Annotated in this window: 16 protein-coding genes; 6 read left to right on the forward strand and 10 right to left on the reverse strand. The window is 71.1% G+C overall.

The features are described 5' to 3' along the window. Positions 1 to 117 precede the first annotated feature (117 nt). From metG to ACFWP7_RS07435, 6 genes are all read right to left on the reverse strand, one after another. The gene (gene metG / locus ACFWP7_RS07410; protein WP_384377451.1) at positions 118 to 1854 is read right to left on the reverse strand and encodes a methionine--tRNA ligase; all 1737 of its coding nucleotides are present in this window, start codon (positions 1852 to 1854) and stop codon (positions 118 to 120) included. Positions 1855 to 2016: 162 nt separating this feature from the next. Then, positions 2017 to 3546 carry a VWA domain-containing protein gene (locus tag ACFWP7_RS07415; RefSeq protein WP_384377454.1) on the reverse strand — a complete coding sequence of 510 codons (1530 nt, stop codon included), beginning with the start codon at positions 3544 to 3546 and terminating at the stop codon, positions 2017 to 2019. A gap of 422 nt (positions 3547 to 3968) precedes the next feature. Next, complete coding sequence (locus ACFWP7_RS07420; RefSeq protein ID WP_384377457.1) at positions 3969 to 5906, reverse strand: FUSC family protein; 1938 nt, start codon at positions 5904 to 5906, stop codon at positions 3969 to 3971. Positions 5907 to 6150: 244 nt separating this feature from the next. Continuing rightward, a complete protein-coding gene (locus ACFWP7_RS07425; protein WP_384377460.1) occupies positions 6151 to 7140 on the reverse strand; it encodes an endonuclease/exonuclease/phosphatase family protein in 990 nt (329 codons plus the stop codon). Positions 7141 to 7254: 114 nt separating this feature from the next. After that, a complete protein-coding gene (locus ACFWP7_RS07430; RefSeq protein WP_384377463.1) occupies positions 7255 to 7704 on the reverse strand; it encodes a hypothetical protein in 450 nt (149 codons plus the stop codon). A gap of 108 nt (positions 7705 to 7812) precedes the next feature. Beyond that, positions 7813 to 8721 (reverse strand): hypothetical protein, encoded by a 909-nt coding sequence (locus ACFWP7_RS07435; RefSeq protein WP_384377466.1) that lies wholly within the window; start codon positions 8719 to 8721, stop codon positions 7813 to 7815. A 235-nt stretch (positions 8722 to 8956) separates the two neighbouring features. Here ACFWP7_RS07435 and ACFWP7_RS07440 point away from each other — a divergent pair, with 235 nt between their 5' ends. Next, a complete protein-coding gene (locus ACFWP7_RS07440) occupies positions 8957 to 9541 on the forward strand; it encodes an SH3 domain-containing protein (RefSeq protein ID WP_384377469.1) in 585 nt (194 codons plus the stop codon). Positions 9542 to 9619: 78 nt separating this feature from the next. Here ACFWP7_RS07440 and ACFWP7_RS07445 read toward each other — a convergent pair whose 3' ends face one another. Further along, entirely contained in the window at positions 9620 to 10084 is a 465-nt protein-coding gene (locus tag ACFWP7_RS07445; RefSeq protein WP_384377472.1) for a hypothetical protein, read from the reverse strand. Between the two features lie 103 nt (positions 10085 to 10187). On the opposite strand from ACFWP7_RS07445, the gene ACFWP7_RS07450 reads away from it, so the two are divergent. The 3 genes from ACFWP7_RS07450 to ACFWP7_RS07460 all read left to right on the forward strand — a co-directional run bounded on the left by ACFWP7_RS07450 (position 10188) and on the right by ACFWP7_RS07460 (position 13408). Then, complete coding sequence (locus ACFWP7_RS07450) at positions 10188 to 10826, forward strand: NAD(P)-dependent oxidoreductase (RefSeq protein WP_384377474.1); 639 nt, start codon at positions 10188 to 10190, stop codon at positions 10824 to 10826. Positions 10827 to 10853: 27 nt separating this feature from the next. Continuing rightward, positions 10854 to 12125: a PP2C family protein-serine/threonine phosphatase gene (locus ACFWP7_RS07455; protein WP_384377477.1), complete on the forward strand. Its 1272-nt coding sequence runs from the start codon at positions 10854 to 10856 to the stop codon at positions 12123 to 12125. 83 nt (positions 12126 to 12208) lie between these two features. Continuing rightward, complete coding sequence (locus ACFWP7_RS07460) at positions 12209 to 13408, forward strand: hypothetical protein (RefSeq protein ID WP_384377480.1); 1200 nt, start codon at positions 12209 to 12211, stop codon at positions 13406 to 13408. A 4-nt stretch (positions 13409 to 13412) separates the two neighbouring features. Here ACFWP7_RS07460 and ACFWP7_RS07465 read toward each other — a convergent pair whose 3' ends face one another. Further along, positions 13413 to 14657, reverse strand: coding sequence for an amidohydrolase (locus ACFWP7_RS07465; RefSeq protein WP_384377483.1), 1245 nt, complete (start codon positions 14655 to 14657; stop codon positions 13413 to 13415). A 67-nt stretch (positions 14658 to 14724) separates the two neighbouring features. Then, the gene (locus ACFWP7_RS07470; protein ID WP_384377486.1) at positions 14725 to 15153 is read right to left on the reverse strand and encodes an ATP-binding protein; all 429 of its coding nucleotides are present in this window, start codon (positions 15151 to 15153) and stop codon (positions 14725 to 14727) included. 86 nt (positions 15154 to 15239) lie between these two features. Here ACFWP7_RS07470 and ACFWP7_RS07475 point away from each other — a divergent pair, with 86 nt between their 5' ends. Then, complete coding sequence (locus ACFWP7_RS07475; protein ID WP_384377489.1) at positions 15240 to 16088, forward strand: helix-turn-helix domain-containing protein; 849 nt, start codon at positions 15240 to 15242, stop codon at positions 16086 to 16088. Beyond that, on the forward strand, positions 16048 to 16317 hold the full coding sequence (locus ACFWP7_RS07480) for a DUF397 domain-containing protein (protein ID WP_384377492.1): 270 nt from the start codon (positions 16048 to 16050) through the stop codon (positions 16315 to 16317). Before ACFWP7_RS07475 ends, ACFWP7_RS07480 begins: the two co-directional genes overlap by 41 nt. A gap of 39 nt (positions 16318 to 16356) precedes the next feature. Here ACFWP7_RS07480 and ACFWP7_RS07485 read toward each other — a convergent pair whose 3' ends face one another. After that, the gene (locus ACFWP7_RS07485) at positions 16357 to 16494 is read right to left on the reverse strand and encodes a hypothetical protein (RefSeq protein WP_384377495.1); all 138 of its coding nucleotides are present in this window, start codon (positions 16492 to 16494) and stop codon (positions 16357 to 16359) included. Positions 16495 to 16552 lie beyond the last annotated feature (58 nt).

The following is a 16552-nucleotide window of genomic DNA, read 5'->3' on the forward strand; positions in this document are numbered from 1 at the left end:
GGCGAAACCATACGGGTGGTCGCGGACATGCCAGCGCCGGGGGCGGTTTCCAGCCTGGCGGATTCTGTGAAGAGGCCCGACACCACAGGGTGCCGGGCCCGCCTCACCACGCCGTGACTACTCCGGTGCGCCGCCGAAGCGCTCCTTGTACGACTCCAGGTCCTCGTCCGTGATCTTGGCGAAGAGCACGGGGGGAACGGTGAAGGCCGTACCGGCGGGGACCGCGGTCAGCGCCTTCGCCTCCTCCGCCGTGACCCAGGTCGCGGTGTCGTCGGGAAGGGAGAAGGCCGAGCGCATGGCTGCCGCCGACGCCGGGATGAAGGGCTCCGACACCACCGAGTAGAGGTGGATCAGGTTCATCGCCGTACGGAGGGTCAGGGCCGCGCCGTCCGGGTCCGTCTTGATCTCCAGCCAGGGGGCCTTCTCCTCCAGGTAGGAGTTGCCCGCCGACCACAGGGCGCGCAGTGCGGCGGCCGCCTTGCGGAACTGGAGTGCCTCCATCTGGGACTCGTACTCCGCGAGCAGGCCCGCGATCTCCTCGCCGAGCCGCGCCTCCGCCGCACCGGCGTCCGAGCCCGCCGGGACCTCGTCGCCGAAGCGCTTGCGCGAGAAGGACAGGACCCGGTTGACGAAGTTGCCCAGCGTGTCCGCGAGGTCCTTGTTCACCGTCGCAGTGAAGTGCTCCCAGGTGAAGGACGAGTCGTCCGACTCGGGGGCGTTGGCGATCAGGAAGTAGCGCCAGTAGTCGGCGGGGAGGATGTCCAGGGCGGCGTCGGTGAAGACACCGCGCTTCTGGGACGTGGAGAACTTTCCGCCGTAGTACGTCAGCCAGTTGAAGGACTTCAGATAGTCGACCTTCTTCCACGGCTCGCGGACGCCCAGCTCGGTCGCCGGGAACATCACCGAGTGGAAGGGCACGTTGTCCTTGGCCATGAACTCCGTGTAGCGGACCGGGTTCTCGCCGGAGTCGGCGTCGTACCACCAGGACTTCCAGTCCCGGTTCTCCGAGTCTGTGTCTCGCGCGGCGTCCGACCACTCCTTGGTCGCGCCGATGTACTCGATCGGAGCGTCGAACCAGACGTAGAAGACCTTGCCCGCGGCGGCCAGCTCCGGCCAGGTGTCGGCCGGGACCGGGACGCCCCAGTCCAGGTCACGGGTGATCGCGCGGTCGTGCAGGCCCTCGGTCAGCCACTTGCGGGCGATGGAGGAGGCGAGCTGCGGCCACTCGTCGCTGACCTCGTCGATCCACGCCTCGACCTCGTGCTGCAGCTTCGACTGGAGGAGGAAGAGGTGCGTGGTCTCCCGGACCTCCAGATCGGTGGAGCCGGAGATGGCGCTGCGCGGGTTGATCAGGTCGGTCGGGTCCAGGACGCGGGTGCAGTTCTCGCACTGGTCGCCGCGCGCCTTGTCGTAGCCGCAGTGCGGGCAGGTGCCCTCGACGTAACGGTCCGGGAGGAAACGGCCGTCCGTCGGCGAGTACACCTGACGGATCTCGCGCTCCTCGATGAAGCCGTTCTCGTTCAGGCGGCGGGCGAAGTGCTGGGTGATCTCGCGGTTCTGCGGGCTGGAGCTGCGTCCGAAGTAGTCGAAGGCCAGCGCGAAGCCGTCGTACACCGCCTTCTGCGCGTCATGCGCCTGCGCGCAGAACTCGTCGACCGGGAGGCCCTGCTCCTTCGCGGCCAGCTCGGCCGGGGTGCCGTGCTCGTCCGTCCCGCAGATGTAGAGGACGTCGTGGCCGCGCTGGCGGAGGTACCGGGAGTACACGTCCGCCGGGAGCATGGACCCCACCATGTTGCCCAGGTGCTTGATTCCGTTGATATACGGAAGGGCGCTGGTGATGAGGTGTCGAGCCATTGCGGGCTGCTCCCAGGTCGGTACGTGGGGTGACGATCGTCGTTTCAGGTCGTGTCGTCGGTCGTCTTACGAACCTTGAAATCGTATCCGACATGGGTAGGCCGCCCGCCTCCCGTTTTACCGGGTGGGAAGCGGGCGGCCGTTGTGAGGTGCGGGTGGGGGTTACGGGCGCCAGTTCGCCAGTACGCCCTCGTAGACCTCGGCGTCCGTCAGTTCGCGCGGGGTCGGGCCCGCGTGGAAGAAGGCCGTGTTGCCGGTGTTCAGTTTGCGGAGGTAGTCGAAGGCCTTGTTGTCCTGCTCTCCGAAGGCGACGAAGGAGAAGAAGACGGAGGGGTGGTTCTTCGCCGCGTCCGTGAGGGACTGGGTGGCGGGGGTCTTGGCGTCCGGGGCGCCGTCCGTCTGGAAGACGACGAGGGCGGGGGCCGTGGTGTCCGACTTCTGGTAGTGCGTGAGGACTTCTTCCACGGCCGTGTGGTAGCTCGTACGTCCCATGCGGCCGAGGCCTGCGTGGAGTTCGTCCACCTTGTTCTCGTGGTCGGTGAGGGTGAGCTCGCCGGTGCCGTCCAGCTCCGTGGAGAAGAAGACGACGTGGACCGTGGCCTCGGGGTCGAGGTGGGCGGCGAGGGCGAGGGTCTGCTCGCCCAGGGCCTGGGCGGAGCCGTCCTTGTAGTAGGCGCGCATGCTCGCGGAGCGGTCCAGGACGAGGTAGACCTTGGCGCGGGTGTCGGTGAGGTTCTGCGTCTTGAGGGTGGTGGCCGCCTCGGTGTAGGCGGTGAGGAGGCTTGCGGGTACGGCTGCCTGGGCGGCGGCCGGGGTGAGCGGCGCCGGCTCCGTCGCGGGGGTTTCCTCGACCTCCTCCGCGTCGGAGGTTTCCTGAACCTCCCCCGCCTCGGGGGTCTTGTCGGCCTCGGGCCGGTGGGTGGGCACCCGGCCTTCGGCCGGATCGGTTTTCCCACCCGCACCACCCGTGACACTTTCGTCGTCGGCTGCGGCTTCCGGTTCGTCCGCCTTCGCGGCGAGCGGAGTCGGGTCCTCGGTGGCGGTGGCGGTGGCGGTGGCGGTGGCGGTGGTGTCGTCGGCGGCCGGCTCGGCCGGTGCTGCCGCAGGCTGCTCCTCGGCCTTCGGCGCCGGGGTCTCCTCGACCTCGACCTCGGGCTCGGGGGTCGCCTCGGCCTTCGGTTCGGGGGTCTCCTCGACCTCGACCTCGGGCTCCGGAGTCGCCTCGGTGACCTCGGCCTCCGGCTCGGAGGCCTCCGGAACCTCGGCGACGGTCTCGGGTTCAACGACCGGCTCGGGCGTCTCCACCTCGGCCTCGACCTCGGCCTCGACCTCGGCCTCAGCCGCGACCTCCGCCTCCGCCGCAGGCGCTGCCGCCGGTTCCGGTTCCGGTTCCGGGTCCCGCTTCGGCGTCCTAGCCGAAGGAACCGTCACATTGTCGAACGCTGCCGAGACCAGCTCGTCCACGACGGACGGCTGGGGGGCGGGGGTCGGAGCGGGGAGCTCCGTGGCTGGTTCCGGCCGGAGTTCGGAGGACGGCGCCGGAATCTTCGGCTCGGCCTCCGGTGCGGGAGCCTGTGCGGAAACCTGTGCCGGAACCGTCGGAGTCGAAGCCTCCCGCGAGGTCTCCCCGTCGGTGTCACGGCCCTTGCGTGAGCGGCCGAACGCATTCCGCAAGACGGTGAGAATGCCCATGTGCGCAACCCTTCGCGTGAGTTGGTGCCCGTCAATCCCTGGCCAGGACGGACACGTAAGGTTAGCGGTCACAGCTGGTGATCTTGGGCAGGGGCGGAGTACGGGGGCCCGCACTCGTCAAGACCGCGTCCCCGTCGCGACCCGCGCCCCGCCGCACAAGCGCCCCACCAGCCCTCTCGACAAGCCCCTGCGACCAAGCTCCTCGTCGGCGCTACCCGCGTAATCCCCCCACGTCTTCGGATCCCAGGGGTTCGCCCCCCGTTCATTCCGGTGGCCTGTTTCCGCACATACGCACCACCTGGCGCCACGCTGAAACCAAGGGACCGCACAGGCACGCCCCCGCAAGCGCACCGCGCTGGGCCGGTTGAAGCACGAGGGTGCGACCGCACCCGGCCCCCGTCCTCCTCCCTGCCCGCCGCCTGTCAGTGCGGCGAAGTGATCGCCCGTGCCGCCGCGACCTCCTGCCGCAGCGGTTCCAGGACGCTGCCCGACGGGCCGGTGAGGTCGGTGCGGACCTCGAAGAGTACGTCGGTCTTGCGCAGGCCCTCGGACAACTCCCGCAGTTGCAGGGTGACTTGGCTGACCTCGCCGGACGAGGGGCGAGCGGCTCCGTGCCGGATCCGTACCCCGGCCGCCGTCGTCGCGTCGACGATCCGCTCCACCGCGACGACGAGCGGCAGCCAGGCGGCGGCGCGTCGGCCGTTCGGCGGCGGTTCGGTGAGGGCGCGCTGGAACTCCGTACGGATGACGGAGAGATCGCGGTAGAGGCCGCGGCGCATCCGGGCCCGGGTGGCGGAGTCGGCGTTGTCGCCGAACGCGTACTCCACGTACCCGGCGGTGTCCGCGACCGCGTGCGCGAGCCGGTCGCCGACACGGGTGTGCCAGCTCTCCGGCCACAGCAGATACCCGGCGACGATGGCGATCGCGCACGCCATGAGGGAGTCGACCAGGCGCGGCACCAGCAGGGCGGTGCCCTGGTGGTTGAGGACGTCGGAGAGCAGGAGGATCACCGGGGTGACGGCGGCGGTCTGGTAGCCGTACCCGCGCGGGGTGAACGCCGGGATGAGCGGCGCGAGGACGCACATCACGGGCACGTCCCACCAGCCGAGCGGTACGACGGTGAGGACCCCGGCCGCGACGACGAGCCCCGCGACCGTGCCCAGCGCACGCAGCAGCGCCCGGGAGAAGACGGAGCCGAAGTCGGGCTTCATCACGAAGGTGACGGTGAGGGCGACCCAGTACGAGCGCGGCACCGGGACGATGGAGACAAGGGCCTGTGCGATCCCGATGCACAGGGCCAGGCGCAGGCCGTAGCGCCAGGAGGCACCGGACAGGACGACGTTGCGCGCGGCGCGGAAGGCGCGCATGTGCAGGGCGGCGGGCCTGCCGAGCGGGTCGTCGACGCTGCGTGCGTCCGCCGCCTGGTGGGTCACCACGACGGCCGCGTGCCGCAGGGCGTGGTCGACGGCGCGCGCGGTCTCGTTCTCGGGCACGGGGAGCTTGAGCCCTATCGGGCCGCTGTAGCCGGTCTCCACGGCCTCGGCGAGGTGGCGTAGGGCGGCGGGCACTTCGGTCGGCAGCGGTTTCCCGTACTGATGGGCCGCCGGAGCCGCTTCCACAAGGGGTGTCACGGCGTTCAACTGGGCCAGCAGGCGCACCAGTTCGGGGCTGCGGCCGTGGTGGAAGGCGCGCCGGGCGAGGACGAGGTCGTAGGACTTGTTGAAGGACTGGGTGACGGCGAGGCGGAGGTCGTCGTACTTCGCGGTCCCGCTCGCGGCGAGCAGATCCGCCACCGTCCGGTAACTCGCGGCCACCGCGTCCCGCTCGGGCACCCCGGACCGCAGCGGCCAGGCGAGCAGCGTCAGGGCGAGGACCAGGAGCCCGCCGCTGGACATCAGCACGGGCGTCAGCCACCACTCGCCCGGCAGCGGAAGTCCGGCGCCGATCACGCAGTAGAGGAGCAGCAGCAGGCCGGACACGGAGGCCACGGCGCCGATCGACGAGATCATCCCGGAGAGGAGGGCGACGGCGGTGACGGCGCCGACGGTGACCCAGCCGTGCCCGAACACGAGCGTGCCGATGGTGACGCCGATCGCGCCGAAGAGCTGGGGGACGGCGATGTTGAGGATCCGCATGCGGTAGGCGTCGGCGGTGTCGCCGATGACCCCCGTCAGGGCGCCCATGGAGGCGAGGGCGCCGTACGCCGGCTGTCCGGCGGCAAGGCCGATGGTGAGCGGCAGGGACATCGAGATCGCGGCGCGGGCGACGGCGGCCCAAGGGACGGGGGCCGGCTGCGGCTTGAGGTTCCTGACCAGCCAGTCGGGAGGAGTGAGGCGGCTGATGGGGAGCTGGCGGAACATGCCCTCAGTGTGACTCCTCCCCCGGCTGAAGCCGGGGACTTCTCGCTATGCCGGGTTGGCGTCGCGACGGACCAGCCCGGACCGTAGCATCGGCGCGAAGAGCTCGGACACGGCACCGCGCGAGGTCAACAGTTGAGGCGCTCACGTACATCCGCTTGTGCACTACCCGCCGAAGACCGCCTTGTCGTCCGGTCCGACCGCCACCACGAAGATGCAGAGAACTCCGGATGCGGGCAGCCCTGTCTCAGCCGCGTTGGTGGAGGGTGAGGTCGACGACGAGTGCGTGGTGGTCGGAGCCGGCGAGGGTGAGGAAGGCGGCTTTGTGCGCCGAGAAGTCCCCGGAGACCAGGACGTGGTCGATCTGGGCGCCGAGGGTGGGGGCGGTCCTGGCGGGCCAGCTCGGGGTGCGGGCGGCTCCGGCGAGGCGGGAGCTGTCACGCAGGCCGGTGTCGAGGATGCGGCGGAACGCGGCGTGGTCCTGGGAGGCGTTGAAGTCCCCGGCCAGGATCGTGGGTTCCTTGCTCGCCGCCGCGTAGTCGCGCAGCGCGCCGAGCTCGCGCCGCCAGACGTCGACCTGGCCGGGCAGCGGGGGCATGGGGTGCGCGAGCTGGAGTCGTACGTCGTGGCCGCCCACGTCCGCCACCGCGCCGGGCATGCCCATGGTCGTCCCGGGTATGCCGTCGGCGGCCTTGAGCGGGAACCGGCTGAGGATCACGGACCCCGCGGATTCGGCGCCCTCGACGGCCTGCCGGTACGGGAACGCCCCGCCGCTTCCGCCGAGGGCGTCCTGCAAGGCGCGGGAGCAGGTGTACTCGCACTCCGCCACGAACACGACGGCGGGCTTCTCCCGCTCGACGGCGCCGATCAGCGCGTCGGTCGCCCACCCGAACTGCACGTTGGCGGTCATCACCCGGAGTTCCGCCACGGGCGTCCCCGTCGCCGCGCCGGTCTTCCCGTACGGCTCGATGTACCAGGCGAGACCGCCCAGCACGGCCACGCCCCACACCATCCCGGTCCGCCAGCGGGCGAGCAGCGCGAGCGCGAGTCCGAGCCCGGTGGGCGCGAGCAGCCAGGGCAGAAACGCCAGCAACTGCGGCACGGGGGTGATCCCGTCGCTGTCGCCGGCCCGGAACCCGAGGACCACGCTCACCCCGGCGAGCAGCAGACCCGCGAGCCAGGTACCCCCGCGCCGCCGCGGCTCCGGACCAACCCACACCGCCGCCGCAGTATCCAAGTCCGGGGCCCGGCCTTTCGCTCGTCCGCCGGGGAGTCGGAATTCTCCCCTCAGGATCCTAAGGACGAGGCGGGGCGGTGGCGGGTTGCCCTGGCGGCCGGTGCCAGGGGGCTACTACTTCGTGGTGGACGGGCGTCCGGCCGTGGCCAGGGCCCAGATCACGAAGACCGCGATGGCGATGGAGATGATCGACCAGAAGGGGGCGTAGGGCAGGAACATGAAGTACTCGACCATGGAGAGAGCGGCGAGGCCGATGCCTGCGCCGCGGGCCCAGTCCTTGCCCTGGAGGATGCCCCAGCCGGTGACGGCCACGAGGACGCCGATCACGAGGTGGATCCAGCCCCAGGTGGTGAGGTTGAACTCGTACACGTAGCTGCCCAGGCGCGTGTAGACGTCGTCGGCGGCGATTCCCGCGATGCCGTTGAGCACGCTCAGGATGCCGCTGACCATCATCAGGACACCGGCGAAGACGATGCCGCCGGTCGCCCAGGCCGAACCTCCGGCCGAAGTTGTCGGGTGCGTGGGGTGCTTGGGGTCGAAGGGCGGAGCGGCGTGCTGGGTCATGGCGTCTCCTCTGGGCGGGCCTGGAGGTCAATGGCAGGTTCGCCCCGGCGGCAAAGGCACGCATCAGGGGTGGGCCGAACGGGTGAGGTACCTGGAGGGGCGGTGCCGTCAGGCCCGGACCTGTGTCGTCGCCTCTCCCGCCTGAGCCTGCGCGGGCGCCGTCGTGGACGCCCGCCGCCGGTGCCGGGTGTACGCGCCGGTGAGCAGGGCGGTGACGGCCACGGTGACGCCGAGGACGAGGAGCAGCCAGCAGGCGAGGCGGAGTGTGGACGTGAGGGCGTCGTACACCGCGCCCGCCGCCGTGTGGGAGACGCCGGGCGGCAGGTCGGAGAGGGTGAGCCGGCGGCCGACAGCGATCGCGGCGCCGAGCAGCGCGGCGCCCAGCGCGGTGCCGAGCCCCGTCGCGAGCACCGCGCGGCGGCGGCACACCGCGACGAGGATCCCCGCGAGGGTGAGGACGACGGAGGCGGCCGGCAGCCAGAAGGCGGCGACTTCGAGCACGTGGAAACCCTTCCGGAGCTCGACCAGTTCCTCGGCCCCGAGCACCGTGACCTCGGTGTGCTCGACGGGGATACGGTTCGCCAACGGCATGTGGTCGTCGGTGAGTTGGCGCTTCACCCGCTCGGTGACGGTCGCGAGGTCGACGGTCACCGCCCCCTCGCTGTCGTCGCGCAGTGCCCGCATCACGGCGTCGTGCGTGGCCGTGTTCGCCGCCTCCCACGCCGTGACGTACGCCTCCGTCTGCGTGAACGAGCGCACCGCGTCCCGTACGAAGGAGTTCACCGGCCCCTGCATCCGCGGCCGTACGTGGACCTCCCGCATGATCCCGTCGGTAACCCCGGCCGCGATCGCGTCCCGTACGTCCGCGTCGGCGGCCAGCGGCGCCATCGTGGCCTCGTAACGAGCCGTGTCGCCGATCCCGTACAGCGCCCAGGCCGAGAGCGCGCCCAGCGGCGTGAGCAGACAGGCGAGGAGGATCAGCGCGGCCGACAGGGCGCTGCGGGCACGGTGGGACACCCCTCCAGGCAAGGCCTCCACGTCGCCCGGTGCGAGCCCTTTGGCTGCAAATGGGCGCATATGACAAGCCGTACGGGGAGCCGAGCTCCGGCGCAGAGCTCACCACGTGCTCACCACGTGCTCACCACGTGCCCCCGCACCCATCCGCAGCCCAGTAACCGCACGGCCCGCGCGCTCTCCGGTGGAGCCCTCACCCGAACGGGTGTTACCTGGTTCTGGGGAAAAGGAGGCCGATATGCGCACCAACCCGGCCCTGCGGACCCTTGCTGTGGGCCTGTTCACCGGCGGTGTCCTCACCGTCGCCGTGGCGGGCACCTCGGCGGCGGCCACGCCAACGCACACCACCTCCGGTGGCGGCGGCTCGGACAGTCCCATATGGGGCACCGTCGTCTCCCGCGGTGACATGAACGTACGACAGGAGCCCACCGCCTACTCGTCCGTCGTCGACAGGCTCTCGCCGGGCAGTCAGGACCGCGTCCTGTGCGCCGTGCAGGGACAGAGCGTCTTCGGCAACACGGACTGGTTCTGGCTCGTCGGGGCGCAGGGCTGGGCCAGCGCCGCGTTCGTGGACATCGGCAGGCAGGGGGTGCCCAGCTGCCAGGACCCGTGCCCCGGCTGGAAGGACGGGGCCTGGGACGACGACAACTGGAAGAACGGCGACAACAGCTGGAACAACGACGGCTGGAACAACGGTGGCTCCTCCTCGAGTTCGTCGAGTTCGTCCGGCTCGGGTTCCTGGAGCTTCAGCGCTTCCGGATCGTGGAGCTGGAGCATCTCCGGCTCCTCCGCGAGCTCCTGGGACTGGAGTCCCAGGGGATAGGTGAGTGAGGGAGACACACGAGGCCCCGGCTGCTGCGCCGGGGCCTCGTGTGCCGTACGCCATGCCTTACGCGGGAGGTCACTTGACCCGCTGACCCTCCGCGTCCTCGTGGGTGTAGTAGTGGTAGAAGAGCGCCGCGAACACGCTCACCGCGACCGCCAGCGACATCATCACGGACCGCAGGATGCTCGCGCCGGTCTGGCTGTAGATGAAGCCGAACGCGATGCCCGCGAACGCCATCCACATCAGCGCGTGCAGCTCGCGGCGCATCAGCGGCGCCATCATGCGGACGCCGGTCCAGGCCGCGGCGAACGCGATCGCGCAGACGAAGCCGAACAGCACGTTCCAGCCCGTGATCGCGCCGGTTTCGCGGTTGATGGCCGCCGCCCAGAAGCCGTAGACGAGACCGCCGACGACGGGCGTCGCCCACTTCAGGGCGGTCGCGGCCCGCACGCCGATGAGGTCGTCGATGATGCCGGGCTGATCGGGTCCGGTGGTGCGTGGTGTCCCTGACGCCGGTGATGCGGGTGCTGCCTGAGCCATGGGAGCACTCCTCTCTCCTCGCCCCTGCCTCCAGGGCACACCTCGCCCGAGTGGCTGGCAAGTCGGGATGCGGGGCTCAGCGCACCGTGTTTCGCTGAGCTTCATGAAGCTCATACTCTTCGGCGCCACCGGGATGGTCGGCAGCCGTATCGCCACGGAGGCTTCGGCACGAGGGCACCAGGTCACGGCCGTGAGCAGGTCCGGGCAGCCCCCGGTCCCCGGCGTGACCACGGCGGCGGCGGACGTCTCGGACCGGGCGAAGGTCGCGGAGCTGGCGGCGGGCGCGGACGCGGTGGCCTCGGCGTGCGCGCCGCCCCGGGACGGTACGAATCCCCAGGCGCCCTTCCTCGCGATGAACCAGTCGCTGGTGGAGGGGGTCCGGGCGGCAGGCGTACGGCGGCTCGTGGTCGCCGGGGGAGCGGGCAGCCTGGAGGTCGCGCCCGGTCAGGCACTGGCGGACCAGCCCGGCTTCCCCGAGGCCTACCTCCCCGAGGCCCTCGCCCAGCGCGACGTCCTCACCTACCTCCGCACCCTCGACGACGACCTCGACTGGACCTACGTGTCCCCCGCCCCCGAGATCGCCCCCGGCGAACGCACGGGCCGCTTCCGTATCGGCGGCGACCAGTTGCTCACCGACGACCTCCACGGCGGCCGGATCAGCGCCGAGGACTACGCGGTAGCCTTCGTCGACGAGCTGGAGAAGGACGCCCATCCGCGGGCCCGGATGTCGGTCGCATACTGACGGGCACGAGAAAGAGGCGGTACGGCGATGGGCAGCCGGCGGTCCGAAATCGAGCAACTGCCCCCCGCTGGAAGGCCGGACGCGGTCCAGCGGCAGAAGATCCTGCGGCTGCGCGGCCGCAGCGTCGGCTGGGTGCCGCCGCTGCTCCTCCTCATCGGCATCACGCTGGCCGACGCGAACACCTCCGGCGAGTTCCGGATCATCTCCTGGATCGTGCTCGTGCCGGGTATCGCGGCGGCGATCTGCGGGGTGTGGGGCACGGGCGCGTACGCGGTGCTCTCGCTGATCACCTACTTCACCGTCGACACGTCCTGGCCGCACCAGTACCAGACCGGCCTGCCCGACTTCATCCTCGTCGCCGTGGGCGGCATCCTCGCGACGCTGGCCTGCGCGGTCCGGGTCCGTGGTGAGCGGCGCATGCTGCACATGCAGGACGTCGCGGAGACCACCCGGCGCACCCTGCTGCGCCCGCTGGCACCGGGCTGGGGCGGTCTGGAACACGCGGCCGTGTATCTCGCCGCCGACAGCGAGGCCCGTGTCGGCGGCGACTTCTACGACATCCAGCCGGGCCTGTACGGCACCCGCGTGCTCCTCGGCGACGTCCAGGGCAAGGGACTCAAGGCGGTGGAGACGGCGGCCGCGCTCCTCGGTACCTTCCGCGAGTCCGCCTACCACGAGCCCCTCCTGCGCACCGTCGCCGACCGCCTGGAGATCCGCATGCTCCGGCACGCCGACTACTGCGCCGCGCTCGGCAACGACGAGGACGACCGCTTCGCGACGGCGATCCTGGTCGGCTTTCCCCGGGCCGCCTGGGACGGCCCGACCCGGCGGGACAGCGCGAATCCGCCCGAGGGTCCGGTCTCTCCCGACGATCCGGCGCCGCCCGCCTCCCTCGACACCGTCGAGGTCATGAACTTCGGCCATGATCCGCCGCTCGTGATCACCCCCGACGGGGTGCGGTCGCTGCCGCCCGGGGACGGACTCCCGCTCGGGCTCAGCGAGTTGACGCAGCACTCGGCGCCGCTGATCGTCGTCTCGCTCGTCTCCGGCGAGACCCTGCTCCTCGTCACGGACGGGGTGACCGAGGCCCGCGACACCGCAGGGGTCTTCTTCCCGCTCCGCGACAGGGTGGCGCACGCCGTGGCCGCGGATCCGGGCATCGCCGATCCGCAGCGCCTCGCGGAGTTCGTCCGCGACGCCACCTTGCGGCACTGCGGCGGTCGGCTGGCCGACGACACGACGATCTTCGCCGTACGACGTCGGCAGCCGCCCGCGACAGGGGTACAAGCCGCGCCATAGCCGGGCGTTCGCACCCCTGTCTCCCTCCTTTGCAGGCGCAGCGGTTACGGTGCTGGCGTACGTGATCGATGGGGAGGGAACCTGTGCCCGGAACCGTGCTGCTCCTTGCGGCCTCGCCGGTGGGCAAGGGGTGTCTCGTGGACGCGGCCTCCGTGCTTCCCGTGCTCGCGGCGGTGTCCCCCGCCGTGCTGTCCGGCGCGGACACCGCGAACGTGGTGGAACTCGCCGACCCGCTGGAGCCGCAGGCCGTCCTCACCCGGCTGCGGGCCGCGGCTGCGGCCCCCGGCCCGCTGACGGTGTTCGTGACGGGCCAGCTCCAACTCGACCGCCGCCAGCGCCTCCTCCATCTCGCCCTGGCCCGCACCACCCCGGCGACGGTCCGCTACACCGCCTTCCCCTGGCACTGGATCGCCGAGGAACTCAGGCTGCGCCCGCCGGGTACGACCAGCATCGTGGCCGACCTCCACGCCGACCCGGAAACCTGGCAGCACCTCACCGCGCACCCCCTCACCGCGGGCCGGACCGCCGCGCTCTACGGCCGCGTCGCGCCGCCGCCGCCGCGCCGTACGGTGGCGTCGCCGGCGTACATGAAGGCGGTCGCCACCCTCCTGCGCAGTGGCTACCGCCCGCCGCTTCCGCAGCTCCATCAGCACGCGCTGATGCGCATCGCGGGGGAGGGCGGGTACGGGGACATGGTGTTGCAGTGGGATCCGACGGTGCCCGGAGCTGGTGCCGGGGAAGGGTTTTTCGCCCCCTCCGCCCCTGCCCAACCCGTACCTGGGGGCTCCGCCCCCAGACCCCCTTATCGCGCTGAACGCGCTCGTCCTCAAACGCCGGACGGGCTGGAAATTGCCGACCCGCATGCCCTCATCAGCGCCGCCGTGCAGTCCGAGCGGCACGGTGACGCCGACGCGCTTGCCGCGCGGCAGGAGCAGGAGGCCGCCCGGATGCACGGCCCCGCCGCCGAGCAGGTGCTGCACTGGATGGAAGTCCGTGCGGACCTGGCGATGTTCGCGGGGGACCCGGTCCGCAGCTGCCGGACCTGGCTCGCGGTCGCGAACGCCAGGCTCGGCGCGGGCCAGCCCCCGGACGCGCCCGCCGTCGAGACGGCCGCCGACCGCGCCCACCACCAGTGGGGCAGCATCGCCGACGCGGCACAGGCCCGCGAACTCGGCGCCGCCCTGGCCCACTTGCGCCGCCGGGTTCCCGGCCGCCGCGAGGGCGCACTGGGTCACGTACAGAAACACCTGGACGAGCTCCGGGCGACGGAACTCGCCGGCTAGTCGGCTAGCCGGCGGGGGCGAGGTACGCGAGGGCCCCCGACACCAGTGTCCGTACGCCCGGTGCGACCACGGACAGGTCGGGTGCGAAGAGCGGGCTGTGGTTGCTGGGGACGGCGTCGAACTTGGTCATCAGGTCCTCGCCAGGCGCGGCGTCCCACACCGCGGCCGGGGTACTCGTCACGAACCAGTAGGAGTACGGCAGTTTGCCCTCCGCGAGCTGCGAGAAGTCCTCGCTGGCCATCGCCGGGCCGGAGTCGAAGACGGTGGCCTCGCCGAACACCTCGCGGTGGACGCCGGCGACGCGGTGGTCGGTCTCCGGGTCGTTCACCATCGCCGGGAAGCTGCTGCCCTGCGTCACCTCGGGCTCGCGCGGGCAGCCCGCGGCGAGGCACTCGCCCTCGGCGATCCGCTGGATGGCGGCGATCATCCGATCCCGGACGGCGTCCGACTGCGTACGGAGGTTGAGCGAGATACGGGCGGTCGCGGGGATGACGTTCGAGGCCGTGCCCGCCTCGATACGCCCGACGGTCAGTACGGCCGACTCGCGCGGGGCGACCTCACGGCTGACGACGGTCTGGAGCCGGGTCACGAGGTACGCGGCGGTCACCACCGGGTCGACGGTCGTCTCCGGACGCGAGCCGTGCCCGCCCCGCCCGTGCACCACGATGTCGACGTCCGTCGTCGCCGACATGATCAGCCCCGGCACATGCGGGTACAGGCCGGCGGGCCCGGGCGCCACATGCTGGCCGAGCAGGACGTCGGGGCGCGGAACGCGCTGGTAGAGCCCGTCCGTGACCATGCCGGCCGCGCCCTCGCCGGACTCCTCGGCGGGCTGGCCGACCACGACCAGCGTCCCCGACCAGGCGACACGCCCGGCGGCCAGCGTCGCCGCCGCGCCGGCCAGCCAGGTCACATGCATGTCGTGCCCGCAGGCGTGCATCACACCGGGCGTCCCGGAGGCGTACGCCAGCCCGGTCTCCTCGGTCACCGGCAGCGCGTCCATGTCGCCGCGCAGCAGCACGGTCGGGCCCTCGCCGTTGCGCAGCAGCCCGGCCACTCCGGTGCCGCCGATGCCCTCGTACGTCTCGTACCCCGCCCCGGTCAGACGCTCGGTCAGCTTCGCCGCCGTACGGTGCTCCTGGAAGGCCAGTTCGGGGTGGCGGTGCAGGTCCCGGTAGAAGTCCTCCAGGGCGGGGACCGGGAGGTCGGCGGTGATGTCCAGCGCGGCGCGTGCGGCGGCAGAGGTCATGAACGCAGCGTAGACCGGGGAAGCGCGCCCCGACGGGGCGGAGTGGGACCTTTTGTGCTGTTTTGCGTCACGCTGGGTCCCGCTTGACGTGACACTCGAACCACACCGTCTTCCCCGCCCGACCCGGCAGCGGGTTCCACCCCCACCGGTCGGTGACCCCCTCCACGATCACCAGCCCCCGCCCTCCCTCTCCGAGCTCGTCCACAGCTGTGGACAACGGTGGCCGCGGACAGGTGTCGGTCACCTCCACCCGTACGCCGTCCACCTGCCACAACATCAGCAGCGCCGCCCGCCGGTCCGGCACATGCCGTACGACGTTGGCGACCAGCTCGGTCAGCGCGAGCCCGGCGGCGTCGTTCAGCTCCGGCATCTCCCAGGCGATCAGGTACGCCCGCAGGATGCGCCGCAGATGTCGCGCCGAGTGCTCACCGACGGTGAAGTTGATGCCGTACCTCGCGGCAATTGCCGCCTGCGGGGGGTCGGTTGCGTGATTCATGTCACCAGCGTGGAGTGGAGTGATTACGCTCGGCTACAGACCGAATTGAACGCCGCCCGGCGTTCGGACCTGGGGGTGACCGTCCCATGCCCAACATCCGCGCACTCGATCCGAGCGCCTCCCCGTTGGACTACTTCGGCTCCGAGCTGCGCCGCCGGAGAGAAGCGGCGGGCATGAAACAGGGCGAGCTGGGCTCCTCCATCTTCTGTACGGGGTCCCTGATCGGGCAGATCGAGACCGCCCACAAGGTCCCCACCAGGGACTTCGCCGAGCGCGTCGACGCGGCGCTGATGACGGACGGGGCGTTTTCGCGGCTCATTGGGCTGGTGCTCAGGAGCCAACTTCCGCATTGGTTCCAGCAGTATGCGGAGATGGAGGCGAGGGCCGAGTACATCTCGACGTACCAGTGCCAGCTCGTCTACGGGCTTCTCCAGACGGAGGCGTACGCGCGAGCCGTGCTCGGAGTCGAGCAGGTGGGCAAGCTCGACGAGATGGTGGCCGCTCGGATGGAGCGCCAGCGCATCCTGAAGCGGGACCATCCTCCGGTGGTGTGGACGGTGCTGGACGAGGCCGTCCTGCACCGGGAGATCGGCGGCAAGGCTGTCATGAGGGAGCAACTCGCCCACCTGTTGGGTCTCTTCGGCCAGCCGTGGATGGAGCTCCAGGTTCTGCCATTCTCGGCAGGTGAGCACGCCGGGATGATGGGCTCGTTCACGCTCCTTCGCTTCGACGATGACCCGGCCCTGCACTACAGCGAGAGCTATGACTCCGGCCACATGACCGCCAACCCGCAAGTGATCAGGGGGCGTTCTGTCGGTTACGCTCGCTTGCAGGCCGAGGCCCTCTCCCCGAGGGAATCGGCAGCACTGATCGCTCGCGTGATGGAGGAACGCTATGGGGAGCAGCCAGGACCTGACGCGCGCTCAGTGGCGTAAGTCGTCGTACAGCGGATCCAGTGGCGGCGAATGTGTCGAATGCGCCCCCCTCGGCACCACCGTGTGGCGCAAGTCGACCTACAGCGCCAGCAGCGGCGGCGATTGCCTCGAAGTCGCCGATCTCACCCCCCACATCGCCCTCCGCGACTCCAAGAACCCCGAAGCCGGGGTCTTCACGGTGAGCCCGACCGCCTTCTCGGCCTTCGTGAGCCACGTCTCCGCGCGGTAGCCCAGCGGTGGGAAGGGGTCCTGAGGAGGAGGGCCGGGGCTAGCGCGTCACGGCCGCGACCGGTACGGGGTCGGCCGCCCGTGCGGGGCCCGCGTTCGCGGCCAGGAGCAGGGCGGCGATGGCGATGACAGCCGCGCCGAAGCCTCTTGAGTAGCGGGTGGTAATACGTCGGAGCATGGCGACCTCGCAACGACAGCGGCGTATTAAGCGGGCTTAACCTCGCGCTTAACGTAGA

The organism is Streptomyces sp. NPDC058470 (assembly GCF_042721055.1).
In the GTDB taxonomy this organism is placed as follows: Bacteria; Actinomycetota; Actinomycetes; order Streptomycetales; family Streptomycetaceae; genus Streptomyces.